Source organism: Streptomyces sp. NBC_00285 (assembly GCF_036174265.1).
Classification (GTDB): Bacteria; Actinomycetota; Actinomycetes; order Streptomycetales; family Streptomycetaceae; genus Streptomyces.
This window is the reverse complement of sequence record NZ_CP108055.1, coordinates 5240286-5265175: the sequence shown is the minus strand read 5'-3', so window position 1 is coordinate 5265175 and position 24890 is coordinate 5240286. Positions and strand designations below refer to the sequence as shown.

At 70.4% G+C, this 24890-nt stretch carries 16 protein-coding genes, 4 tRNA genes, 1 other RNA gene and 2 pseudogenes; 12 read left to right on the top strand and 11 right to left on the bottom strand.

What is annotated here, in order from left to right:
- Window positions 1-168: 168 nt before the first annotated feature.
- Window positions 169-390, bottom strand: a complete 222-nt coding sequence (locus OHT57_RS24205) for a hypothetical protein (RefSeq protein ID WP_328748585.1) — start codon at window positions 388-390, stop codon at window positions 169-171.
- A gap of 503 nt (window positions 391-893) precedes the next feature.
- Between OHT57_RS24205 and OHT57_RS24200 the strand changes: the two genes are divergently transcribed.
- Together OHT57_RS24200 and OHT57_RS24195 are read left to right on the top strand one after the other, a co-directional pair.
- Window positions 894-1268 (top strand): YybH family protein, encoded by a 375-nt coding sequence (locus tag OHT57_RS24200; RefSeq protein WP_328748584.1) that lies wholly within the window; start codon window positions 894-896, stop codon window positions 1266-1268.
- 916 nt (window positions 1269-2184) lie between these two features.
- Window positions 2185-2280: pseudogene (locus tag OHT57_RS24195) on the top strand (haloacid dehalogenase); the annotation flags it as partial.
- Window positions 2281-2623: 343 nt separating this feature from the next.
- Here OHT57_RS24195 and OHT57_RS24190 read toward each other — a convergent pair.
- Entirely contained in the window at window positions 2624-6595 is a 3972-nt protein-coding gene (locus tag OHT57_RS24190) for a hypothetical protein (RefSeq protein ID WP_328748583.1), read from the bottom strand.
- Between the two features lie 213 nt (window positions 6596-6808).
- On the opposite strand from OHT57_RS24190, the pseudogene OHT57_RS24185 reads away from it, so the two are divergent.
- Window positions 6809-6954, top strand: a pseudogene (locus OHT57_RS24185) (DUF4287 domain-containing protein).
- A 71-nt stretch (window positions 6955-7025) separates the two neighbouring features.
- Here the strand turns inward: OHT57_RS24185 and OHT57_RS24180 are convergent.
- Window positions 7026-7113: transfer RNA gene (locus OHT57_RS24180), tRNA-Ser, on the bottom strand.
- A 72-nt stretch (window positions 7114-7185) separates the two neighbouring features.
- Here OHT57_RS24180 and ffs point away from each other — a divergent pair.
- The 6 genes from ffs to OHT57_RS24150 all read left to right on the top strand — a co-directional run bounded on the left by ffs (window position 7186) and on the right by OHT57_RS24150 (window position 16517).
- Window positions 7186-7284: signal recognition particle sRNA small type (ffs, locus tag OHT57_RS24175), an RNA gene on the top strand.
- A gap of 63 nt (window positions 7285-7347) precedes the next feature.
- The gene (locus OHT57_RS24170) at window positions 7348-9768 is read left to right on the top strand and encodes a DNA polymerase III subunit gamma and tau (RefSeq protein ID WP_328748582.1); all 2421 of its coding nucleotides are present in this window, start codon (window positions 7348-7350) and stop codon (window positions 9766-9768) included.
- 116 nt (window positions 9769-9884) lie between these two features.
- On the top strand, window positions 9885-11162 hold the full coding sequence (gene purD / locus OHT57_RS24165) for a phosphoribosylamine--glycine ligase (protein ID WP_328748581.1): 1278 nt from the start codon (window positions 9885-9887) through the stop codon (window positions 11160-11162).
- Window positions 11163-11473: 311 nt separating this feature from the next.
- Entirely contained in the window at window positions 11474-13540 is a 2067-nt protein-coding gene (locus OHT57_RS24160) for a hypothetical protein (RefSeq protein ID WP_328748579.1), read from the top strand.
- Window positions 13541-14003: 463 nt separating this feature from the next.
- A complete protein-coding gene (locus tag OHT57_RS24155) occupies window positions 14004-15512 on the top strand; it encodes a N,N-dimethylformamidase beta subunit family domain-containing protein (protein WP_328748578.1) in 1509 nt (502 codons plus the stop codon).
- 105 nt (window positions 15513-15617) lie between these two features.
- Complete coding sequence (locus OHT57_RS24150) at window positions 15618-16517, top strand: phosphoribosylaminoimidazolesuccinocarboxamide synthase (protein ID WP_328748577.1); 900 nt, start codon at window positions 15618-15620, stop codon at window positions 16515-16517.
- A gap of 36 nt (window positions 16518-16553) precedes the next feature.
- Here OHT57_RS24150 and OHT57_RS24145 read toward each other — a convergent pair.
- From OHT57_RS24145 to OHT57_RS24110, 8 genes are all read right to left on the bottom strand, one after another.
- Window positions 16554-16629: transfer RNA gene (locus tag OHT57_RS24145), tRNA-Gly, on the bottom strand.
- A gap of 22 nt (window positions 16630-16651) precedes the next feature.
- A complete protein-coding gene (locus tag OHT57_RS24140) occupies window positions 16652-17260 on the bottom strand; it encodes a response regulator transcription factor (protein ID WP_328748576.1) in 609 nt (202 codons plus the stop codon).
- 100 nt (window positions 17261-17360) lie between these two features.
- Window positions 17361-18593 carry a sensor histidine kinase gene (locus OHT57_RS24135; protein ID WP_328748575.1) on the bottom strand — a complete coding sequence of 411 codons (1233 nt, stop codon included), beginning with the start codon at window positions 18591-18593 and terminating at the stop codon, window positions 17361-17363.
- A gap of 20 nt (window positions 18594-18613) precedes the next feature.
- Window positions 18614-19429 carry an ABC transporter permease gene (locus tag OHT57_RS24130; protein WP_328748574.1) on the bottom strand — a complete coding sequence of 272 codons (816 nt, stop codon included), beginning with the start codon at window positions 19427-19429 and terminating at the stop codon, window positions 18614-18616.
- Window positions 19426-20367 carry an ABC transporter ATP-binding protein gene (locus tag OHT57_RS24125; protein ID WP_328748573.1) on the bottom strand — a complete coding sequence of 314 codons (942 nt, stop codon included), beginning with the start codon at window positions 20365-20367 and terminating at the stop codon, window positions 19426-19428. The genes OHT57_RS24130 and OHT57_RS24125 overlap by 4 nt, the downstream gene beginning before the upstream one ends.
- 125 nt (window positions 20368-20492) lie before the next feature.
- Window positions 20493-20568, bottom strand: a tRNA-Gly gene (locus OHT57_RS24120).
- 86 nt (window positions 20569-20654) lie between these two features.
- Window positions 20655-20726, bottom strand: a tRNA-Gly gene (locus OHT57_RS24115).
- 305 nt (window positions 20727-21031) lie between these two features.
- Complete coding sequence (locus tag OHT57_RS24110) at window positions 21032-21349, bottom strand: histone-like nucleoid-structuring protein Lsr2 (protein ID WP_328748572.1); 318 nt, start codon at window positions 21347-21349, stop codon at window positions 21032-21034.
- 269 nt (window positions 21350-21618) lie between these two features.
- Here OHT57_RS24110 and purS point away from each other — a divergent pair, with 269 nt between their 5' ends.
- From purS to purL, 3 genes are read left to right on the top strand one after another with little or no spacing between them, the layout of a single operon-like run.
- The gene (gene purS, locus OHT57_RS24105; protein WP_007383088.1) at window positions 21619-21882 is read left to right on the top strand and encodes a phosphoribosylformylglycinamidine synthase subunit PurS; all 264 of its coding nucleotides are present in this window, start codon (window positions 21619-21621) and stop codon (window positions 21880-21882) included.
- Window positions 21879-22559, top strand: coding sequence for a phosphoribosylformylglycinamidine synthase subunit PurQ (gene purQ / locus OHT57_RS24100; RefSeq protein ID WP_328748571.1), 681 nt, complete (start codon window positions 21879-21881; stop codon window positions 22557-22559). Before purS ends, purQ begins: the two co-directional genes overlap by 4 nt.
- A complete protein-coding gene (gene purL / locus OHT57_RS24095; protein WP_328748570.1) occupies window positions 22556-24814 on the top strand; it encodes a phosphoribosylformylglycinamidine synthase subunit PurL in 2259 nt (752 codons plus the stop codon). Before purQ ends, purL begins: the two co-directional genes overlap by 4 nt.
- Window positions 24815-24890: the final 76 nt, after the last annotated feature.

Genomic DNA, 24890 nt, shown 5'->3' with positions numbered 1-24890 from the left:
GTGGTCCCCCGCAGGATCTGGCGCGGGAATGGCACGACCGGTTGACTCCGGAGGACTTCGGGCAGGGAGGAATGTGCGCCTGGTGGTCGTCGTTGACGACTGCTCAGCGGCCTCGGGGGCCCAAAGGACGGGCTTAAAACACGCACGCGCCCCGTCTGGAGCGACGGCCTACCGGCTGAGGAAGTGGATGCCGACGGCAACCGCGCCGCTGCCCGCGAGGATCTGCAAGAGTCCGATCGTCCTGAGGAGCAACACCCCTGCTGCAGGACCGCCGTAGATGCGGGGCGGTTTGGTCCGTTGCGTGTTCATCGCCTTCGCGTAGAAGCGGGACGCCACCTTCTTGCAGTCGGTGCCGATGACGGTCCCTCCGCACAGCAGGCCGGCTCCCACAAGGATGAAGAAGACAGCACCGGCCGTGTCTGGAGCAGCACTTGGCGGAACGGATCCAGCAAGGTCAGCGGGGTCAATCACACCGATCATCGTGGAGGTGGCGCGGTGAACCGGTCAACACCACGACCGAAGCCGGCATAGACAGCAATGCGATCTTTACTCACATCCCAGTCGGGGCCGATGGCGAGAGGGATCGCGAGGCAATAGTTCTTGAGCCACAACCACTTCGTGCCGAAGCAACTCGGGTGGGGAAGGTTCCTTGAGGCGGTGAGTCCACCGAGTCGTGGGCCGATCGGCTGCGCGACTGCCTCGCCGGGGCATGCGTGATCCCGAACTGCTCGTCGGCGACGGTGCGATGGGTCCGTGGAAGGCGCTCCTCGTCGCCCGGTCCGCGCGGGCGCCACGTTCGACAACGGCATCCTCGTCGAGCGAGAACAAACCACGGCGGCCTGACCACGCCCCTGTCACCTGTCGCGCCCCGCAAGGGAGAAAAGGACCTGCCGATGCCCGAACCCACCGTCCCGCTCACCGAGTTCATCCGCGCCTACGAGCAGGCCACCAACAGCCACGACATCACCCAGCTCGTCCCACTGATCGCACCCGAGGCCGTCTACTGGTTCTCCGACGGATCCCACCGTGGCCGCGAAGCCGTCCTCTCCGCCATCTCCGAGACCTTCGCCACCATCCGCGACGATGTCTACCAGATCGACGACGTCGAGTGGATCGCTCACAGCGATGACCAAGCGGTATGCCGCTACCGGTTCGCCTGGACCGGAACCATCGACGGCCAGCCGCGGTCAGGGAGAGGCCGTGGCACCAACGTGCTCGTCAACAACGCCGGAACCTGGCAGATGCTTCACGAACACCTCAGTGCATAAGGAGGCGGCAGCATCGATCCACCCGTGTTCCTGTGCAAGTACCCCGACAACCCGCACCCGCCGCCCGCACACTCCCACAGCGCACCACAACGACCGACCTGGTACCCGCCCGCCGCTCGCTGTCCTCGGTGTCCGTCGATCAGAAGACGGTCGTCGCCCCGGTCGTAGGCGGAGTCGTCCTCACCGCACTCCGGAGGGCGATATGACGGACCAGACCCGTCCAAGCGTGTTGGCATTCCCGGCCGCGCCTGGCCACCAGCCAGTCACGCCGGCCGCCGAGCCCGGGCGTCGTGGCCGATCAAGAAGCTTTCCACGCGGGCGAGTGTGGTCTGGCCCACGAACATCTCGGGGCCTGAGCCAGGGAGGCCCAGTACTCACGCTCACTCATGTCTATGAGACCGCCCACTCATCCTTCCGCATCGAAGTCGGTTGTCTCCCATCTCGAGCAAGCAGCAGGCGACCAACTGAGGCGGACAACGACGAAGGGCCCCACCTCGCGGTGGGGCCCTTCGACATCGTGCCCGGTGAGGCACTGGCGGAGGATACGAGATTCGAACTCGTGAGGGGTTGCCCCCAACACGCTTTCCAAGTCTTCGTCCAGAGGTTCACGGAACATCAGGAACGTCCTGAACTGCGCTGAAGCGCCTTGCACGCGATCTTCTGAACGGCCCTGAACGTGGGCGAATGAGACCGGAAGTGAGACCAGAGACGGTCGCGTTCTGCCTGGGCAGGCCCCACTTGACGCATCGCGTTTCGTGCTGCCTGACAGGTTGACTCCGAGCCTGGAGGCGGGTGTTTGATGAGGGGGGAATCGATCTCCATGGCCGCCGAGGATGGCGATTCGAGTCATCGGCAAGCGGGACGATTGCCTCCCGTTCCATGAGCTTGATCGGCAGAAGGGCATGTCGGACTGGCTGGGGTGCCGCGGCATACGTTCGCGGCCATGTTCGGGGCTGTTATCGCGCAGGGGCGGTGTTACCGGGAAAAGACGTTCCAGGAGACGCGGACGGGAAGCGGAGTGGTTCGGTGAGGATGATCCGTTCCGGATGTGGGGCCGACGCCTACCGCGCTTCGCGGTGTCGGTGGTCGTCCGGTCGCTGGGCGAGGACTCCGCGGCCGGCATCGCCGCCTCGGTCGTCGCCGGCCTCGCCCCGGTCCACGCCCGCGGCCGCTACCAGGGCGCCTTCAGGGTGGACGGCACTCGCCGCAGTGGGCCCGCTCGCACTCGCCCGCCGGATCAGCGCACGAGCAGAGAGCACACCGCAGCCCGGCCGACGTTCGCCGGAGCGCGCGGCAGTTTCGGTGTGTACAGGGAGCGGTCGGGGGCGGTGCGAGCCATGCCCCCGACCTGGTGGTCAGCTGCTGTAGTACCCGGCCAGGTCGGCGATGACCTGGACCGAACCGGTGTGGTTGGCGAAGGTGACCCGTCCGTCAACCACCGGCACCACGACCATGTTGGAAATAGTCTGCCCTGCGCCGAAGTTGAGGTTCGAGACCCCGGGCTCCGGCAGACCGTGCGGGTGGACCGTCAGATATCCCCCGGCCGAAGGCGCCGTGACCGTCACGTTGAGCACCACTGCCGTGACCCCGGAGGAGGGGACGCCGGCCGTACCGGTGACCGGGAGGCTGACCAGACCGCCCGGGGCGACGGCTCCGGGCCGGGCACCCAGTCCGCTGCGTGTGTCCAGTAGCCGCAGCGGGCCCGCCGGGGTGAAGGTCGAACCGGTGGCGGAGAAGTATCCCGTGACATCTGCGAGGAGGTCGACGGAGCCCGCACTGTTGCGCAGGTCCACCGAACCGTTCACGACCGGGACGACGACCACGTTGGGGATCGTCCGGCCGGCGGGGAAGTTGATGTTGGATACGGCCGGCAGCGACTGGCCGCCGGGGTACACGGTGATGTAGCCCCCGGTGGTGGGCCGGACGGCGGTGACGTTCATTACGACGGCGGTGACCCCGGTGGCGGGGATACCGTGCGTCCCGGCGACCTTGAGCTCGACGATTCCGCCCGCGCCGATCCGCGCCTTGGGGGCGCCGGTGCCGTTGCGGGTGTCCAGGAAGCGCGTCGGCGAGACCGGCGTCAAGGCCGAACCTGAACTCCCCTCCGCGTAGTAGCCCGTGACGTCGGCGAGGAGGTCGACGGAGCCCGCACTGTTGCGCAGGTCCACCGATCCGTTCCGTACGGGAACCGTCACCAGGTTGGCGATGGTCTGCGGCGCCGTGTAGTTGACGCTGGAGACGGTCGGCAGCGGCTGACCGGTGGGGTACACGTCGACGTGGCCGTTGCCGGTGGGCCGGACGGCGGTGACGTTCATGACGACCGCGGTGACCCCGGTGGCGGGGATACCGTGCGTCCCGGCGACCTTGAGCTCGACGATTCCGCCCGCGCCGACCCGTGCCCTGGGGGCGCCGGTGCCGTTGCGGGTGTCCAGGAAGCGCGTCGGCGAGACCGGGACGAGGCGGTTGTGGGTCGCCGCCGGTGCGGCGGTGACGGTGTAGGCGCCCGGAAGGTAGCCGGGTGACGGGATGCCGGATGTGTACCCGACGTTGTCGATCACCAGGTCGTACGCGCCCGGAGGGAGGTCGTACGTACCGAGCCGCACGGTGAGCGTGGTGCCATCGGCGCTGACGGAGACCGGCTCGGCGGTGCGGGAGTCGTCCCCGGACCGGAGTTCCACCTGGGTGCCGAGGGTCAGGTTCGCGCCGTGCAGCACAACCTGGTTGGACGTCCCGGCAGGTCCGCTCGTCGGGCCCAGCGAGGTGACGTCGGCCGACTTCGGCTGAGTGGTGCAGCCGCTCTTGCAGACACCCTGCATGGAGTACTCGACCGGAGTGTCCGCCTGGTACGGGCTCACCAGCATCAGGTAGTCGCCCGCGGAGGCGCTGGAGGTGGTGAGGCAGGAGTAGCTGAAGACACCGGCGTTGTCACCGTTGCACTGGTAGGAGTAGTCGGCGCTCGCGCCGGCGAAGCGGGTGGTGCTCAGCAGGCTCACCCACGGGGTGCCCGTGCTGCTGCTCTGGGTGCCGTACACCTGGAAGCGCTGCGACGGCTGCATGGGGATCACGGCGCAGTACGCGGTTGCGGACTCGGTGAACGTGCCGCTCCGCACGGAAAAGCCCTGCGGGGACACCTTGTTCGCCGTGCACTCCGGGGCCCAGCCCGAGGCGGTGCCGACGCGCCAGGTGTCGACGTGTGCGGAAATGGGGGTCTCGTCGTACCCCGAGGCCAGGATGATGACGATGTACGAGGTCGAGCCGGTGACGCGGCAGGAGACGCCCCACTGCCGGCACACGCTCGTGCCCGAGGCGTCGACCACCTTCAGCACCACGCCCGTGTTCCGGGCGGCCGTCGGGGTCCGCGCGGACATCCAGAGCTTGTCCGTGGCCGCTGCAGTGACACGCAGACACCGGCTGTCCAGTGCGGAGTCGAGGGTGAAGGACGCGGAGGCTCCACCGACGGTGAGCGAGGCCGGAGCGGCGCACTTCGCCGTCGAAGAGATGTCCCGGCGGACCAGCTTGTACGTGTCCGAGGCGCCGGTGCCCGTCAGCAGGGCCGTGTAGCCGACACCGGCCGTGAACCGGCAGGTGGTCGTGGAGCCGCCGACAGTGGTGCACAGCTCGTTGCCGGCGCCGTCGAACACCCGCACCGCGGCGTTGACCCTGTTGGTGTTGTTCGTGTAGTCGAACATCTCGGCGGTGGAGTGCTGGTCGGCGGCGATGCCCAGGCACACGGCCTGGGTCGTGCTGGTGAGCGGAACCGACACGCCCCAGGTGCCGTCGAACGCCGACTGCGGCCAGGCCGTGCAGCCCGCGGTCTTCCCGGTGTCCTGGACGGCGAGCTGGTACTCACCTGCGGCGGAGCCCGAGAGCACCGCGTGGAACGGGGCGGTCCCGGTCAGCTTGCAGATCACCGGGGAGTCGTCGTTGTCGCACTGCGCGATGCCCTTGGCGTCGAACACTCGGTAGCTCGGGTTGACTCCGCCGTCCGGTGTCCGGTCGATCAGGTAGAGGCCGTGGCCGGTGGCCGTCGGGAGGGACAGACACTGCTGCTCGCCCGGTCCGCCGAAGGCACCCTTCACCGCGCCGGAGGCGAAGCCGTCGTCGCGTACGGCGGTGCAGCCCTGCGTCAGGTTCGTCGCGTACAGCCGGACCCCGAAGGCGGCCGGGGCGCTGCTGCGCCCGTCGCGCGCCCAGGTGTAATCACCTGCGGTCAGGGTGCAGGGGGCGAGCAGCGTGGGGGTGCAGCGGGACGTGCCGTCGGTGGCGTAGAGGCTCCCGGAGACGCTGTCGCCGACGGTGTCGAAGAGATAGGGCCCGGAGGCGGGTACGTGCAGGACGCGGCAGCGCGCGGTGGACGTGGCGTCCGGGACCGTGCCGTAGGCCAGCGGCTGGACGGTGGGGCAGCCGGCGGGAGCGGAGAGGCGGGCCGACGTGAGGCTGTAGTCCATGCTCGCCGCGTACGACTGGTTCGTCAGCACACGGAACGGTGCGTTGCCCTTGAGGGTGCAGTCGAAGTCCGTGGCGTTGTTCTCACGGGTCGTGCAGACCTCCGTGCCGGTGGCGTCGTAAACGGTCCCGGTCACCTGCCACGCGGACAGATGGCTCCGCAGAACGTCCCCGGCGGCGGACGGCAGGCCGAAGCAGTGGCCGGCGGACCCGGCGGTAAGCGTGTCGGCGAGGGACTTCGGCGCCCCGAGGGCGGTGTCGTCCTTGGAGACCGCGGTGCAGGAAGTGCCGGACAGCAGAGCCGTGTACGACACCGAGAAGCCACTCGGCGCGGCCCCGGCCTGCACGGTGTACGTACCGGCCCGGCTCGTCGGACACCGTGCCGCCCCGTACGCGCCGTCGGGCCGGTCGCAGGTGACCGTCGAACCGTCCGGTGCGGTGAGCGTCGGGTACTGGGGCTGGTCATCGGTGGAGACGACCTGGAGGAACACCAGGTCGTCGGGGTTCGGCAGGGCGAAGGTGAAGCTCGCGCCGCCCTCGGGCCCGACGGAGCAGGTGTAGACCGTTCCCGACTCAATCGCCCCGGAGCAGGTGTCGGCCGCGTCGCTACGGCCGATCTCGCGCGCGGCGGTGGCGTGCAGCGCCTCGGGAGCCGCCTTCTTCTCCGGTGACTTCGGTGACTTCGGTGACTTCGGTGACTTCGGTGTCGCGGGCCCGGAGGCCGCGGCCGTGGTCTTCGGGGTCGGCACGGCCACGGCGGAAGCCGTGCCGGTCTGTGCGGTGAACGAGGCCAGGACGGCGACGATCAGCGCGAGAAGCGAAGTGGCCCCCCTGGACGCGTGTCGTCTTCGGCGTTGTTCCCTGATGGACGTGTGAAGCATGCGTTCCCCCCTGGAAAGCGCAGGCCCCGTCCCTGTGGTGCTCACGAGGGCTCTTGGGGCGAGCGAATTCTAACGAGGGGCAAGGACAGACGTTCGATCTTTACTGTGGCGTGGATCACACCTTCCCGACCGATGTATTCGCGCCTCGGTCCAGGTCGTACAGGCAGCACCACCACGCCGCAGACGAACGGAAACGCAGCCACGGCCGAACCCGTGAAGGGCCCCGCGAGCTACTTCCCCTCGATCGAGAAGAAGTACGGCCGACCGATCGCGGAGTGGAAGGACCTCATCCGCGCCTCGCCCCTGACCGAGCACATGGACTGGTCACCTGGCTCAAGACGGAACACGGCCTGGGCTAACGGCCACGCCAAACGTCGAAGGGCCCCACCGCGAACGGTGGGGCCCTTCGACATCGTGCCCGGTGAGGCACTGGCGGAGGATACGAGATTCGAACTCGTGAGGGGTTGCCCCCAACACGCTTTCCAAGCGTGCGCCCTAGGCCACTAGGCGAATCCTCCGCGGCAAACAATACAAGACGTTGAGGAGTGCTCGCGAACTCGTTCCCGACCCCTGCCATCGGGTACTGTTTGGGCAGCCCCTCACGCGGCGCTATCTGACTGAACTCCCCCAGGGCCGGAAGGCAGCAAGGGTAGGTTGGCTCTGGCGGGTGCGTGGGGGGCGCTCGCGTTCCCGGGGGCCTGGCGGGGCGCGCAGGGGCCGGGTTGTCAGTGGGCGCCTATAACCTCGTATGCGTGTCGTCTCTCGCGCTGTACCGCCGCTATCGCCCGGAGTCGTTCGCCGAGGTCATCGGGCAGGAGCATGTCACCGACCCGTTGCAGCAGGCGCTGCGCAACAACCGGGTCAATCACGCGTACCTGTTCAGCGGGCCGCGCGGATGCGGGAAGACGACCAGCGCGCGCATCCTGGCCAGGTGCCTGAACTGCGAGCAGGGACCCACACCGACCCCGTGCGGTGAGTGCCTGTCCTGTCGCGACCTCGCGCGCAACGGCCCCGGTTCCATCGACGTCATCGAGATCGACGCCGCTTCCCACGGTGGCGTGGACGATGCCCGTGAGCTGCGCGAGAAGGCCTTCTTCGGGCCTGCCAGCAGCCGTTACAAGATCTACATCATCGACGAGGCCCACATGGTCACGTCGGCCGGGTTCAACGCGCTGCTGAAGGTCGTGGAGGAGCCCCCGGAGCACCTCAAGTTCATCTTCGCCACCACCGAACCCGAGAAGGTCATCGGGACGATCCGGTCCCGGACCCATCACTACCCCTTCCGGCTCGTGCCACCCAGCACCCTGCGGGAGTACCTCGGCGAGGTGTGCGGCCAGGAGAACATCCCCGTCGCGGACGGTGTCCTGCCTCTCGTCGTGCGGGCGGGACAGGGCTCCGTGCGTGACTCCATGTCCGTCATGGACCAGTTGCTCGCGGGAGCGCGGGAGGAGGGTGTGACCTATGCCATGGCCACTTCCCTCCTCGGTTACACCGACGGTTCCCTCCTCGACACCGTCGTCGAGGCCTTCGCCACCGGTGACGGCGCCGCCGCCTTCGAGGTCGTCGACCGCATCATCGAGGGCGGCAACGACCCGCGCCGCTTCGTCGCCGACCTGCTGGAGCGGCTGCGCGACCTCGTGATCCTCGCCGCCGTACCGGACGCCGCCGAGAAGGGCCTCATCGACGCCCCCGCCGACGCCATGGAGCGGATGCAGGCGCAGGCGGGCACCTTCGGCGCGGCCGAACTCAGCCGAGCCGCCGACCTCGTCAACGAAGGCCTGACCGAGATGCGCGGCGCCAACTCGCCCCGCCTCCAGATCGAACTCATCTGCGCGCGCGTGCTGCTCCCGGCTGCCTACGGCGATCAGCGCTCCCTCATGGCCCGCCTCGACCGCGTCGAGCGGGGCGTGAACTTCTCGCCGGGCGGTGGCGCCCCCGCGATGGCATACGTACCCGGACCGGAGGCTCACGGGGGAGCGGGAGCGGCCCCGGGTGCCTCGACGGCCTATGCCCGGCCACCGCAGTCATCAGCATCAGCGCCCCTGGCGTCGGCTCCCGATCCGACTCCGGCTCCGGCTCCGGCTCCGGTCCCGCCAGGCGGCGGACCGGCCGCAGCCCGCGCGGCGGTACGGGCCGCAGGTGCGGGCACGCCTGCCGGCGGCGCCCCGGGTGGCGGTCTCCCCGGCGGAGCCGTCGGCGCAGGCGGCTTCCCCGGCGCTACGGCGGACCCGGCGCCGCCCGTCGGCCCAGCCACACCCGCTGACCAGGTCGCCCCCGCAGGCCCGCCCCCTGCCGCCGCCCCGGACCAGACTCCCCCGAGTCATCAGCCGCCCTCCGACCCACCCCCCGCTTCGTCAGCCCCGGCCCCCGCCCCCGGCGCCTGGCCCACCGCCGCTTCCGCCGGTGGTGGCCGTCGGCCCGGCGGCTGGCCCACCCCGACCCCAGCGGGCGGCGGAGGCCAACCCCAGGCGGCATCGCAGCGACCCGCGGCAACTGCGGCCCCGGCCCAGCCCACCTCCGCGGCGTCCGCCCCCGCTCCTGGCGCCTACGCGCCCCCCGCCGGCGGCCTCGACCCCCGCCAGCTCTGGCCCAACATCCTGGAAGCAGTCAAGAACCGCCGCCGCTTCACCTGGATCCTGCTCAGCCAGAACGCCCAGGTGACAGGCTTCGACGGCACCACACTCCAGATCGGCTTCGTCAACGCCGGAGCCCGCGACAACTTCGCGAGCAGCGGCAGCGAGGAGGTCCTGCGCCAGGCGCTCGCCGAGCAGTTCAGCGTCCAGTGGAAGATCGACGCGCTCGTCGACCCGTCGGGCGGCGGCGCGGCCCCCCCGGCATCCGGAGGCTTCAACAGTGGCGGCGGCGGTGGCTACGGCGGAGGCGGCACCGCCGGCGGTTCCGGCACCGGAAACCCGGGAGGCTACGGCGCCCCCGCCCCCCAGGCCTCGCCGTCCCCCCAGCCGACGGCAGCCTCGGACCGGCATGCCTCGGCGCCCTCCGCCACACCGGCCCCGACATCCCGTCCCTCCGCACCGGAACCTCCGCCGGTCTCCATCGAGGACGACATTCCCGAGGACGACGACCCCGATCTCAACGAGTCGGCCCTCTCCGGCCACGAACTGATCGTGCGAGAACTCGGGGCGACGGTCGTCGAGGAGTTCACGAACGAGTAGGGGACAGCGAGGAGAGGTACCGGCGGGCGCGGACCGCCCCGCCTTGGAGGAACCTACGGTCCTTCTCCCTCCACCCCTTGGGAGCCCCCCACAAAAACCCCGTTAGGCTGACCCCCGTGAACGTCCTCGTCATCGGTACCGGTGCCCGCGAACACGCCCTGTGCCGCTCCCTGTCCCTCGACCCCGACGTGAGCGCCGTGCACTGCGCTCCCGGCAACGCCGGCATCGCCGAGGTCGCCGAGCTGCACCCGGTCGACGCTCTCGACGGCGATGCCGTGTCCGCGCTCGCGCAGCGACTCGGCGCCGACCTGGTCGTCGTAGGCCCGGAGGCCCCGCTCGTCGCGGGGGTCGCCGACGCCGTGCGCGAGGCGGGCATCCCGGTCTTCGGCCCGTCGGGGGAGGCCGCGCAGCTCGAGGGCTCGAAGGCCTTCGCCAAGGACGTCATGGCCGCGGCCGGAGTCCCGACCGCCCGCTCCTACGTCTGCGCGACCCCCGAGGAGGTCGCCGAGGCCCTCGACGCCTTCGGCGCCCCGTACGTCGTCAAGGACGACGGTCTGGCTGCAGGCAAGGGCGTGGTCGTGACCAGCGACCTCGAGGTCGCGACAGCGCACGCCAACGCCTGCGTGGGGACGACTCCCGGGCAGCCGGGCAGGGTCGTCATCGAGGAGTTCCTCGACGGCCCCGAGGTCTCCCTCTTCGCCATCACCGACGGCGACACGGTGCTTCCCCTCCAGCCCGCCCAGGACTTCAAGCGTGCGCTCGACGCCGACGAGGGCCCGAACACGGGCGGCATGGGCGCGTACTCCCCGCTGCCCTGGGCCGACCCCAAGCTGGTGGACGAGGTCCTGCAGACGGTCCTCCAGCCGACGGTCGACGAGATGCGCCGCCGCGGCACCCCCTTCTCCGGTCTGCTGTACGCCGGTCTCGCGATCACGTCCCGAGGCGTCCGGGTCATCGAGTTCAACGCCCGTTTCGGCGACCCCGAGACCCAGGTCGTCCTGGCCCGCCTCAAGACCCCGCTGGCCGGCGTCCTGCTCGCGGCGGCCACCAACAACCTGGCCGACCTGGCACCCCTGCGCTGGAGCGAGGACGCAGCGGTCACCGTGGTCGTCGCCTCGCACAACTACCCCGGCACCCCGCGCACCGGGGACCCGATCACCGGTCTCGACGAGGTGGCCGAACAGGACGCCCCGCACGCGTACGTCCTGCACGCGGGCACCAAACGGGACGGCGACGCCGTACTCAGCGCGGGCGGCCGGGTCCTGTCGGTCACGGCGTCCGGCCAGGACCTCACCGAGGCCCGCGAGCGCGCGTACCGGGCGGTGGCCCGTATCCGGCTCGACGGTTCCCAGTACCGGACGGACATCGCGGCGAAGGCGGCGTCCGAAGCCTGAGAAATCCGGCTAAAGAGAAGAAACCGCAGCAAACGCTGAACCTCGCAGGCCCCGGATCCGTCTCAGGATTCGGGGCCTGATCTTTGCTGTTAGTCATCCACCTTTCCCCAAAGCCATTCCATCGAGTGACCGGGCCTCCATACAGCTGACGGGGGCCCGGGGCCCAACTAGGGTGCGGCGCAAGCGGTCCGGCACTTGGCCCACCGGCATTGCGATGTCAGTGGTGGATGCCACAGTGGGGGAGTGAGCAACGCCAGGACAGCTGGACATTCAGGACGGCAGGCAGGGGGTGAGGTCCGGTCGTGACCGGTATGGGTGTGGAGGTAGGCGTGCAGGCAGCGCGCTCCCGGGCCCTCGCCGTGCTGCGCATCCGCAGCCGTGCGCTGGCTGTGGCGCTGCTGCCCGCGGCGGGCGCCGTGGTGCTGCTCGCCGGAGGGTCCACCGGCCATCTGGTGGGCGGCTTCTGGGACACCGCGCGGTTGGTGATGACCGTTCTCGGGGCCCTCGTGCTGCTCGCCGCCGGGGCCGTCGCCCTGGTCGTGACCCGGGCCCGGCCGGCGGTCAGCCCGACGGTCGCGATCGCCGAGGAGTCCGCGCCCGACCTGTACCGCATGGTGCGTGACCTCGCCGACCGCCTGGAGGTCCCCGCGCCCTCCGCGATAGCGCTCACCCCGGACTGCGACAGCTGGTTGGAGGACCGCACCCACCCCGCCAACGGCCAGCCGCCGCAGCAGGGCCTGGACGACGAGATCGCGGGCGTCCGCGGCTCACACCGCCGGGTGCCGGCCGCACCGGTGCTGGTGATCGGCTCTCCGTTCCTGTGGTGGATGCGCGTCGGCGAACTGCGCGCGGTGCTCGCCCCGGTCGTCGCCGGTACGGGACCGTCGGCGCACCCGGACATAGCCGCGGCCCGGCGTTTCGTCCGGGGCCTGGACGCGGCGGTGGCCGTCGGCTCGGCGTCCGGCCGCTGCCCGCTCACCCGGGTGGTCTGCGCGGGCGTCGCCTGGGTGGCTCGACTCCTCCTGCGCAGCTGCCGGGAGCACGCGACCCAGATGGAGCGCGGTGTCGCCGCCGCGGCCTCCGAGCGTGCACAGGCTGTGGACTACGGCCTCAGGATCGTCGCCCAGGAACAGGTGGGCCTCGCGTACGCGGGCTGGGACCGTCTGCTGACCCGGGTCGCGCTCCCCGCCTGGCGGATGGGCCGCTGGCCCTCCCGGCTGGACGCGGGCGTGGTGGCCGCGCTCACCGAGCTTTCCCGCCGTGACCGCCTGGCCGAGGGGTTCGCCTCCCGCCTGGGCGAGCGCCCCGCGTGCGACCTGCTCGAAGAACCCGGCGCGATGGACGAGGCCGCCTCCTTGCTTGCCGCCCGCCTCTTCCACGGAGGCCCCGCGGAGACCGGCCCGGACTGGTCCCCCGTGGACTGGCAGGAGTACCCGGACGAGGTCGTCGACCGAAAGTGGCGCCTGGACGCGGCCCGCCTCCACCGCGTGCTCGACGCCCAGGGAGTGGGCCGCGCCCCGGGATCCGCACTGCCGGAATCCCACGGCCCCACCCTCTCCCGGGTCCTCGACCACTTGTCGACTCCCCAGCCCACACAGCCCCCGGCACCCACGCGTACTCGCCAGCAGGCCCCCACTCCCGCAGACCTCGTCCCGATCGAGCTGGACGATCAGGCGACCGGAGCCCCTGGACCGGCCCAGTCGGACGACCTGGTGGACCCAGCCCCTGGACCGGCCCAGTCGGACGACCAGGTGGCCGCAGTCCCCGCACGGACCGCGCCGGACGAGCAGATCGCTGGAGCCCCCTCGCCGACCGCGCCGGACAATCAGGTCACCGAAGCCCCCGCACCAACCGCCCCGACCGACCTCGCAGCTGTCACCGCCCCCGCAGGCGCCACCGACGCCGAGCCCCCCATCGAACTGCCTGCACCCCTCGACACCGACGACGAAGTCGGCATGGATGAGGGCGACGCGGGTGACACCCCAAGGGCCGATGGCGAAGCCGAGACCCTGGCCGCTGCACTCACCGCCGAGCTCGCCCGCGAGGAAGCCGCAGTCCCCTCAGCCGGCAAGACGCCCGACACCACGTTCTGGGACGACGCCGCCCTCCCCCTCTTTCCTCTTCAGCCGCCCCGCACCGCGCGGGAGCTTCTCACCGACCACGTCACCGCGATGGTCTGCTGTGCCGCGATCGACACCGCGGGGGCCGCCCCCGGCCTGGACTGGCTCGACGGGCCGTCCCTCCTCATCAACGGCGAACGCGCCGCGGACCTCGCCCCCCGCGTGCTCAGCCTCGTGGAGGACGGCGATCCGGTCCCCCTGCGCGCCTGGCTGGTCAAGTCGGGGATACGCCCTGAGAAGCCGGTACGCCTGGTCTGAGGCCCGCCCACAGGACGGGCGAGCCTCTCTCCCGGAGGGCCCCTCGCATCCAGGTCCTCCCATCCAGGCCAACCAGAACCACTCGCAGGGCACCCTCGTATCCGAGGCCCGCCCACCGGACGGGCCTCCCTCCCACCCGGGCCCCTCCCACCAGGCCCCCTCTCCACCCACCCTCACCCACCCCACCCAGAACCACCCTCTAGAGCACCCCCATAGCGGACCCTCTCATTCCACTTTTGGCCAATTCGCAACGAATAGTGACAGCCTGCGTGCGCAATGTGATGTGCTGGGACCGATCGCGCACATGGCATGGGCACACGCCATAGGACAGGCGCACAACGGCAACAGGACAGCCGCACCAGGCACCGCGCACGCAGAGCACAGACCGGACAGCACGCCGAGACCAGCCGAGATTCGGACGGCGTACGACCGACCACGGGGGCACGAGGGAGGGGAGCGACCCATGAGCCCAGGACCGGAGCACGTCCGCCGCTGGGAGTCGGGAGCACTCGCGCACGCCGTGACGGACCCCTTCGGCCAGGGCCCCGTCCCCTGGCTGCGCGGCAGCGAGACGTACTTCGACGACACCGGCCAGGTCGTCCCCTGGTACGTGGAGAAGGACCCGGCCCACACCCCGAGGAAGGGCGCCCCGCGCGTCCCCTCCCCGCGCACCGCCCCCGGCGGCGGCCCCCGCTCCGCGGACGACGTACGCCGTCAGATCAAGGGCTTCACCTCCACCGGCGCGGTCGCCCCGGGCGAGGCCGTCGACTTCCACATCACCGTCGACCCGCCCCAGGAGTTCGCCGTCGACGTCTACCGCATCGGCCACTACGGCGGCGACGGCGCGTCGAAGATCACCACGAGCCCGCGCCTCTCCGGCATCGTCCAGCCCGCGCCGCTGACCGCCGACCGCACGGTCTCCTGTCACCACTGGTGGCTGTCCTGGCGGCTGCAGATCCCCTCGTACTGGAGCATCGGGGCGTATGTCGCCGTCCTCACCACCGCCGACGGCTACCGCTCCCACATCCCGTTCACGGTCCGCGACAACCATCCCGCGGACCTGCTGCTCCTCCTGCCCGACGTGACCTGGCAGGCGTACAACCTCTACCCCGAGGACGGCCGCACGGGCGCGAGTCTCTACCACGCCTGGGACGAGCAGGGCCGGCTCCTCGGCGAGGCCGACGCCGCGACCACGGTCTCCTTCGACCGGCCGTACGCGGGCGCGGGCCTGCCCATGCACGTGGGTCACGCCTACGACTTCATCCGCTTCGCCGAGCGCTACGGCTACGACCTCGCCTACGCCGACGCCCGTGACCTGCACGCAGGGAACCTCGACCTCGCCCGCTACCGGGGCCTGGTCTTCCCCGGCCACGACGAGTACTGGTCCACGGCCATGCGCCGTACGGTCGAGGGCGCCCGGGACAGCGGCACCTCCCTGGTCTTCCTGTCCGCCAACACCATGTACTGGCAGGTCGAGTTGGGCCCCTCGCCGTCCGGTGTCCCCGACCGCCTGCTCACCTGCCGCAAACGCAGCGGCCCGGGCAAACCCGTGCTGTGGCGCGAAGTCGACCGCCCCGAGCAGCAGTTGGTCGGCATCCAGTACGCGGGACGGGTCCCCGAGCCGCACCCCCTGATCGTCCGCAACGCCGACCACTGGCTGTGGGACGCGACCGGCGCGCACGACGGCGACGAACTCGCCGGTCTGGTGGCGGGCGAGGCGGACCGCTACTTCCCGCGCATCCCGCTCCCCGAGCACGACGACCGCATCCTGCTCGCCCACTCGCCGTACGTCGACAGCGAGGGCGCCCTCCGCCACCAGGAGACGTCCCTCTACCGCGCCCCCTCCGGCGCCCTGGTCTTCGCGGCGGGCACGTTCGCCTGGTCCCCGGCGCTGGACCGTCCGGGCCACGTCGACTCCCGCGTCCAGCGGGCCACCGCCAACCTCCTGGACCGCATCTGCAAGCGTGACTGAACCCGCTCGACAGCACCCCCTCCGCCCGCTCCGCACACCCCAGGTCCAAGGTCAGCGCCCCATACGGGACAATCGACCCGTTGGAAATAACCACGGGGAGGAACCGTGTCCGGATTCGTAGAAAAGCCCGAGCCGCTCCAGGTTCCGGGCCTGGTGCACCTGCACACCGGCAAGGTGCGCGAGCTGTACCAGAACGAGGCGGGCGACCTCGTGATGGTCGCCAGCGACCGTATCTCCGCCTTCGACTGGGTGCTGCCGACCGAGATCCCCGACAAGGGGCGCGTCCTCACCCAGCTGTCGCTGTGGTGGTTCGACCAGATCGCCGATCTGATGCCGAACCACGTCCTGAGCACCGACGTGCCGGAAGGCGCCCCCGCCGACTGGGCGGGCCGCACGATGGTGTGCAGGTCGCTCCAGATGGTGCCGGTCGAGTGCGTCGCCCGCGGCTACCTCACCGGCTCCGGCCTGGTGGAGTACGACGAGTCCCGCACGGTCTGCGGCCTCGCCCTCCCCGAGGGCCTGGTCGACGGCAGCGAGCTCCCCGCCCCGATCTTCACCCCGGCCACCAAGGCGGCCGTCGGCGAGCACGACGAGAACGTCTCGTACGAGGAGGTCGCCCGCCAGGTCGGTGCGGAGACCGCCGCGCAGCTGCGGCAGGCGACCCTCGCGGTGTACTCGCGTGGCCGGGACGTGGCCCGGGACCGCGGGATCATCCTCGCGGACACCAAGTTCGAGTTCGGTTTCGACGGGGAGACCCTCGTCGTCGCGGACGAGGTCCTCACCCCGGACTCCTCCCGCTTCTGGCCGGCCGACCAGTGGGAGCCGGGGCGCGCGCAGCCGTCGTACGACAAGCAGTTCGTGCGCGACTGGTTGACCTCGCCGGAGTCCGGCTGGGACCGCAGGAGCGAGCAGCCCCCGCCGCCGCTGCCGCAGCAGGTCGTGGACGCGACCCGCGCCAAGTACGTCGAGGCGTACGAGCGTCTGACGGGCCTGAGCTGGTCGTAACGCGAAAGGCCCCCGGGGAACCGGGGGCCTTTGCAGTGGAGCGAACGACGAGGTTCGAACTCGCGACCTCAACCTTGGCAAGGTTGCGCTCTACCAACTGAGCTACGTTCGCATGCGCCGTGGCGCGAGAACCACTATACCCAACCTCGTTCCCGTGCGAGCCGCACCGCCGCATGCCGGTTCTCGGCACCGAGTTTCGACACGGCCGACGACAGGTAGTTCCGGACGGTTCCCTGCGACAGCGCGGCACGTTCGGCGATCTCCGCGACGGGCGCCCCGTCGGCGGCGAGTTCCAGCACCTCGGCCTCCCGCGCGGTCAGTGGCGAGTCCCCGGCGGAGATCGCGTCGGCGGCCAACTCGGGGTCGACGTAACGGTTTCCCGCGTACACCGTGCGGATGATCTCGGCGAGTTTCCGTGCGCTCACGGTCTTCGGGACGAACCCCCGCACACCGGCCTCCAGGGACCGCTTGAGATGCCCCGGCCGACCGTGGCTGGTGACGATCAGCACCTTGCACGACGGCAGTTCCGCGCGCAGGGATGTGGCGACCTTCACACCGTCCGCGCCGGGCATCTGAAGATCGAGTACGGCGACGTCGGGCTCGTGCGCCCGGGCCATCGCCAGCGCTTCGGGGCCGGTCGCCGCCTCCGCGACGATCGCGAGGTCGTCCTCCAGCGAAAGCAACGCGGCCAGCGCGCCCCGGATCAGATGCTCGTCGTCGGCGAGCAGCACCCGCACGGTCACGGAACCGCCTCCCCCGCCACCCGTAGCGGCCGTCACAGCCGCACCGCCCCCATCGTCGCCAACTGCCCTCACAGCGCCGCCTCCCTCGTCACCGAGACCGTCACGAGACCGCCTCCCCCGCCGCCAGCGGTACGTCCGCCGCCAGTGGCACCTCCGCCACCAGCCGGAACACACCCTCGCGCACCCGGCCCGCCTCCAGCGTCCCGGCCACGGCCGCGAGCCGCTCCCGCAGTCCGGCGAGCCCGGAGCCGCCGGTGTCCGAGGCCCGCAGCGCCCCGTCGTTCTCCACGGTCAGCACCACCCGTTCCGCCAGCGTGAGCACGGTCACCGTGCACCGCTCGGGGTCGCCGTGCCGCAGGACGTTCGTGGTGGCCTCCCGCACCACCCAGCCGAGCGCCGACTGCACCTCGGCGGGCAGTCCGGCCGGCTCCCCGGTGACCTCGCAGTCGATGCCGGCGGCGGTCAACACCCCTTGCGCTCCGGCGAGTTCGGACCTGAGGTCGGCCTCCCGGTACCCCCGTACAACGTCCCGCACCTCGCGCTGTGTCTCCTGCGCGATCCGCTGCACCTCGGTCATCTGGTCCACGGCCTCGTCCCGTCCGCGCCGGGTCAGCTGCACGGCCAGCTCGCTCTTCAACGCGATCACCGCCAGGTTCCGGCCCACCACGTCGTGCAGGTCCCGCCCGAACCGCAGCCGTTCCTCGGCGACGGCGAGCCGGGCGCGGGTCTCGCGGGCGGCGTCGAGTTCGTAGACGGCGTTGAGGAGCCAGACGGAGAAGACGGAGGTGAAGGCGAGGAAGGCGGCGCCGAGGAGCACCACGAGCCCGGTGGCCAGCGCGCCGGAAAGGGCTGTGCCGAGCGGGAACCCGCCGATCACGGCGCCTCCGGCGAAGCCGCACACCAACGCGACCGCCCTGCGGCGTCTGCGGATGGCCAGCGCGCCGGTGCCGGCCCCGAAGACCAGGACCCCCACGAAGACCGAGCCCGCCGCAGCGTCGACGTCGTCGCCGCGCGGCCCCCGCTCGGCGATCCCGATCGCCACGGAGGCCACGAGCACGGTCACCGCGCCGAGCACCCACAGCATCCGCACCGGCTGCTCGCGCCGTCCCCGGGTCCAGTCGAGCGCCCGGGACGCGGTCACCGCGCAGACCACGGAGTGCGCGCAGACCAGCAGGAGCAGCCAGACCCCCGGTGAGCCGGTCATCTGCCCGAGGACCGGCAGCCCGATCGCCAGGACCTCGAGCAGGGCGAAGAAGTGGAACGACCAGCGCGTGTACGTCTCCACCTTCGCCGGTGTGCTCTTGCGCCGCCACCAGCCGGCCGAATCACGCATTCTCCTGCCCCCCGTACCGTTCAGCGCCGGGGTTCCCAGCGGAACCACCGCTGCACAGCAAACACGGTCAGCGCGGTCCAGGCCAGCGCCGTCAGTACCGCTCCCAGGGCCTCGTAGGCGGAGAGGTCGCCGCTCCAGCCGCCGCGCACCAGCGTGATCACCGGGGTGAGCGGCAGCAGTTCGCACACCGAGGCGATCCGGTCGGGCAGGAATTCCCGCGGGACGGCGACCCCCGAGCCCATCATCGTGATGATCATCAGCGGCAGCCCGGTGACCTGGGCGCTCTCCACGGTCCGGGTGAAGCTCGCGGTCAGCGCGGCGAGGGCCGCACTCATCAGCAGACCGAGGAGCACACCGAGGACGGCGAGGAGGGGTGCCTTCGGCGCGGCCAGATCCAGCAGTACCGAGCAGCCGACGGCGAGGAGCACGCACTGCACGAGGCTCGTGACGATCGCGGGCAGCGCCGCCCCGGCCATGATCTCGTGGTCCCGCAGCTCCCCGGTGCGCAGCCGCTTGAGGACGAGCTCCTCACGCCGTCCGACGAAGACGCCGGTCAGGGCCGTGTAGACCGCGAAGAGCAGTGAGAAACCGACGGCCCCGGGAATCAGCAGCATCCCGAGGCTGAGGCCCTGTTCCTTCAGGTCCGCGTCCGGGATGCTCGCCCGCAGGCTGAAGGGCAGTACCAGCGGCAGGAACACCGCCGAGAGGATCATGCCCTTGCTCCGCAGGAACAGCGTCAGTTCGGCCCGCCCGAGTGCGCCGACGCGTCCGGCCGGCGTGGTGGTCGTACGCTCCGCGGCGCTCGCCGCCGTACTTCCGATCGCGCTCCCGCTCATGCCACCCGCTCCTTCTCTTCCCGTGCGATCCCGAGGAACGCCTCCTCCAGGGACGCCGACCGCACGTCGAGACCGTGCAACTCGACCCGGGCCGCGTCGGCCCACACCAGCAGCCCGGTGGCCGCCCGCTGAAGTTCCCGCGTCCACAGCCGTACGACCCGCCCGTCGACCTCGTGCCCGCACACGCCCAGCGCGTCGAGCGGCGGGAGATCGCCGAGGTGGTAGCTGTCCGGCAGCCGGAAGGAGATCCGGGACGGCTGCCCGGCGGTCACCTCGGCCGTCGTCCCGGTGGCGGCGATGCGCCCCTCGTGGAGGATCGCCAGCCGGTCGGCGAGCTCCTCGGCTTCTTCCAGGTAGTGCGTGGTGAGCAGCACGGTCGTGCCGCGGTCGCGCAGGGACTGCACCAACTCCCAGGTGTCCCGGCGCCCTTGGGCATCCAGCCCGGTGGTCGGCTCGTCGAGGAACAGCACCTCGGGGTCGCCGAGCAGCGCGAGGGCCAGGTCGAGGCGGCGCCGCTCGCCACCGGACAACTGCTTGACCCGTACGCCGGTCCGCCGGGCGAGCCCGACCAGTTCCAGCACCTCCAGCGGCGGCCGGGCCCCGCTGACGCAGCTCGCCCACATCCGCGCGGTCTCGCCGACCGTCAGCTCGGACGGGAAACCGCCCTCCTGGAGCATCACCCCGGTGCGTGGCCGTACGACGGCCCGCTCGGCGTAGGGATCGTGGCCGAGGACGCGGATCCTCCCGTCGGTCGGCGGGGCGAGCCCCTCCAGCAGTTCCACGGTGGAGGTCTTTCCGGCGCCATTGGTGCCGAGCAGGGCGAAGATCTCTCCGCGGGCCACGGAGAATCCGATTCCGCGCACCGCCTCGAACCCGCCCCCGTACACACGCCGCAGGCCGGTGACCTCAATCACGTGTTCGTGTTCGTCGGTGTTCATGAACTCAGCGTCCCGGCGGACCGGGCGCGGCAGCAGTGCGCGCTGTCACCACTCCGTATGACAAATGTCAGACGGAGTGAGGGGACACGAAAAGACCCCGGTCGCGATGACCGGGGTCTTCTCTGTGGAGCGGACGACCAGGTTCGAACTGGCGACCTCAACCTTGGCAAGGTTGCGCTCTACCAACTGAGCTACGTCCGCATTGCCTCCGACCGGCTTTCACCGATCGGCGCGAGCACCAGCCTACCTGATCCTCCCCCGAGGGGGTGGTCTGATCGGCGGTGCGGAGCGGGTGACAGGAATTGCACACTGCGCCTTCCCCCTGGAAGGGGGATGTTCTACTACTGAACTACACCCGCGTGTACTTCGTGAGCTGGGCCTTTCGGCCTTGCCCCTCGGCGTGTTCCAGACTCTAGCTGACCAGGTGGGGTGCAACGCAAGTCGGTTGTCCCGAGGGGCGGGTGACCCGGCGTCGGCCCAGCGCGCAAGGGCGCGTTCACGCACCCGTGTTCCCGTCCCCGCGTCCCAGAAGCCTGGCTCTCAGGGCCACGGCACGCAGGGCCGGGACGCTCAGGGCCCGGAGTCCGCGGCCGGGATCCGCGGCCAGGACTCCATTGTCAGGACTGCAGGGCCGGGATTCTCAGGCTCCCTCGGCTCCCTCGGCTCACTGAGCCTCGGCGAACGCCTCGTAGACCCTCTTGGGAATCCGTCCGCGGGCGGGGACGTCCATCTTGTTGGCCTGGGCCCAGGCCCGGACCGCAGCCGGGTCGGGAGCGACCTCGGTCTGCCTGTACGCCTTGCCCGACCTGGACCGCTTGCGGCCGGCCTCCACGTACGGCTCAAGCGCCTTACGCAGTTTCTCGGCATTGGATTGATTCAGGTCGATCTCGTACGACTTGCCGTCGAGTCCGAAGGCGATCGTTTCCGCCGCTTCCGAGCCGTCGATGTCGTCGGAGAGAGTGACCACGACCTTCTGCGCCACGAATATCGGTCCCTTCGTACGGCACGTTGCCAATTCATTTGTACAGTGCCCGACAATGCATTGTGAAGCTCGACTAAATCCTTCCGCGTGTCCGAGCGCAATAGGTATCGGGTGTCGATCCGAGATCTTTCCCGGAAATTTTCGCCAACGTCCGCCTCCGTACTGGACCGTGATGGCCGTCACGTAGATTCCTACAACTCAACGCGCGTAGAAATTTTGTGCGGGTAGTCTGAAGGAACCTGCTCAGCACCACACCACCGGGAGTGCCAGTGGCACGCGTCGTAGTCGACGTCATGCTCAAGCCGGAGATCCTCGACCCCCAGGGCCAGGCGGTGCAGCGTGCACTGCCGCGGTTGGGTTTCGACGGCATCTCCGACGTACGTCAGGGAAAGCGATTCGAACTGGAAGTTGACGGACCGGTCGACGAGGCCGCGCTCGCCCGCATCCACGATCTTGCGGAATCCTTCCTCGCCAACACCGTGATCGAGGACTTCACCGTCAAGGTGGAGGAAGTCGCGGAGGCCGCGAAGTGACCGCTCGTATTGGCGTCGTCACTTTCCCCGGCAGCCTTGACGACCGGGACACCCAGCGCGCGATCCGCCTCGCGGGCGCCGAGCCGGTCGCCCTCTGGCACAAGGACAAGGACCTCCACCAGGTCGACGCGGTCGTCCTTCCCGGTGGTTTCTCCTACGGCGACTATCTGCGGGCCGGTGCCATCTCCCGCTTCTCGCCGGTGATGGAGACGGTCATCGAGCAGGCCAGGGCAGGACTTCCGGTCCTCGGTATCTGCAACGGCTTCCAGATCCTCACCGAGGCGCACCTGCTTCCCGGCGGGATGCTCGGCAACGACCACCTCCACTTCATCTGCCGCGACCAGAAGCTGCGCGTGGAGAACGCGGACACCGCCTGGACCGTCGACTACGAGTCCGGCCAGGAGATCCACATCCCGCTGAAGAACATGGACGGCCGGTACGTCGCCGACGAGTACACGCTGGACAAGCTGGAGGCGGAGGGCCGGGTCGCGTTCCGTTACGTGGACTTCAACCCGAACGGTTCGCTGCGCGACATCGCCGGCATCACCAACGAGGCCGGGAACGTCGTAGGCCTCATGCCGCACCCGGAGCACGCCGTCGAGCCGCTCATCGGGTCCGGCCGCACCGACGGCCTCCCCTTCTTCACCTCGATCCTCAAGAAGCTGGTCAACGCATGAGCCGGACGCCTCTGGACACGGTCGAGCACGCGGCCGCGACCCCCGACGTCGAGCTGCCCTGGGCCGAACTCGGCCTGAAGAAGGACGAGTACGAGCGGGTCGTGGAGATCCTCGGCCGCCGGCCCACCGGTGCCGAGCTGGCCATGTACTCGGTCATGTGGTCCGAGCACTGCAGCTACAAGTCGTCGAAGGTGCACCTGCGCCAGTTCGGCGAGAAGGCCCCGCAGAGCGACGCGCTGCTCGTCGGTATCGGCGAGAACGCCGGTGTCGTCGACGTCGGCCAGGGTTACGCGGTCACCTTCAAGGTCGAGTCGCACAACCACCCGTCGTACGTCGAGCCCTACCAGGGCGCGGCCACCGGCGTCGGCGGCATCGTGCGCGACATCATCGCGATGGGCGCCCGTCCGGTGGCGGTCGTGGACCCGCTGCGGTTCGGTGCGGCCGACCACCCGGACACCAAGCGCGTGCTGCCGGGTGTGGTGGCGGGCATCGGCGGCTACGGCAACTGCCTCGGGCTCCCCAACATCGGCGGCGAGGTCGTCTTCGACGCCTGCTACCAGGGCAACCCGCTGGTCAACGCCGGTGCCATCGGTGTGATGCGGCACGAGGACATCCACCTCGCGAAGGCGTCCGGCACGGGAAACAAGGTCATCCTGTACGGGGCCCGTACGGGTGGCGACGGCATCGGTGGCGCGTCCATCCTGGCGTCCGAGACCTTCGACGACGCCAAGCCGTCGAAGCGCCCCGCGGTCCAGGTCGGCGACCCCTTCCAGGAGAAGCTCCTCATCGAGTGCACCCTGGAGGCCTTCAAGGAAAAGCTGGTCGTCGGCATCCAGGACCTCGGTGCGGCGGGCCTGTCCTGCGCCACGTCCGAGCTGGCGTCGAACGGCTCCGGCGGCATGCGGGTGACGCTGGACGACGTACCGCTGCGCGACTCGACGCTCTCGCCCGAGGAAATCCTCATGAGCGAGTCGCAGGAACGCATGTGCGCGGTCGTCGAGCCGGAGAAGGTCGACCGGTTCCTGGAGATCTGCGACAAGTGGGACGTCATCGCCACCGTCATCGGTGAGGTCACCGACGGCGACCGGCTGGAGATCTACTGGCACGGCGGCAAGATCGTCGACGTCGACCCGCGCACGGTCGCGCACGACGGCCCGGTGTACGAGCGCCCGTACGCCCGCCCCGAGTGGCAGGACGCCCTCCAGGCGGACGGCGCCGACAAGCTTGCCCGGCCCGGGAGTTCGGCGGAGCTGAAGGACCAGGTCCTGAGGCTGGTGTCGTCCCCCAACCAGGCCTCCAAGAAGTGGATCACGTCCCAGTACGACCACTTCGTGCAGGGCAACACGGTGCTGGCCCAGCCGGAGGACTCCGGCATGATCCGCATCGACGAGGAGAGCGGCCTCGGTGTCGCGATCGCGACGGACGGCAACGGCCGCTACGCCAAGCTGGACCCGTACGCGGGCGCCCAGTTGGCGCTGTCCGAGGCCTACCGCAACGTGGCGACCACCGGCGCCAAGCCGCTCGCCGTCTCCGACTGCCTGAACTTCGGCTCGCCCGAGGACCCGGCCGTCATGTGGCAGTTCGCCGAGGCCATCCGTGGACTCGCCGACGCCTGCCAGCAGTTGGGCACCCCGGTCACCGGCGGAAACGTCTCCCTCTACAACCAGACGGGCGAGGTGGCCATCCACCCCACCCCCGTCGTCGCGGTCCTGGGCGTCATCGACGACGTCGCACGCCGCACGCCGGTCGCCTTCCAGGAGGAGGGGCAGCTGCTGTACCTCCTCGGCGACACGCGTGAGGAGTTCGGCGGTTCGGCCTGGTCCCAGGTGATCCACGACCACCTCGGCGGCCTGCCGCCCAAGGTCGACCTGGAGCGCGAGCGCCTGCTGGCCGAGATCCTGATCTCCGCCTCCCGCGACGGCATGATCGACTCCGCGCACGACCTCTCCGACGGCGGCCTGATCCAGGCGGTCGTGGAGTCGGCGCTGCTCGGTGGCAAGGGCGCCCGCCTGATCGTCCCGGACGGTCTGGACGCGTTCACGCTGCTGTTCTCGGAGTCGGCCGGCCGCGCGGTCGTGGCGATCCCCCGCTCCGAGGAGCTCCGCTTCAACGACATGTGCGGCGCGCGGGGCCTGCCCGTCACCCGCATCGGTGTCGTCGACGGCGATTCGATCGAGCTCCAGGGCGAGTTCGAGCTGTCGCTGGAGGAACTGCGGGTCGCTCACGAGGAGACGATCCCGGCATTGTTCAAGTAGCCGGCAGTCGTACGACCCCGAAGGCCCCGCCCGTCACACCGACGGACGGGGCCTTCGTCGTACCGCCACAGGTCGC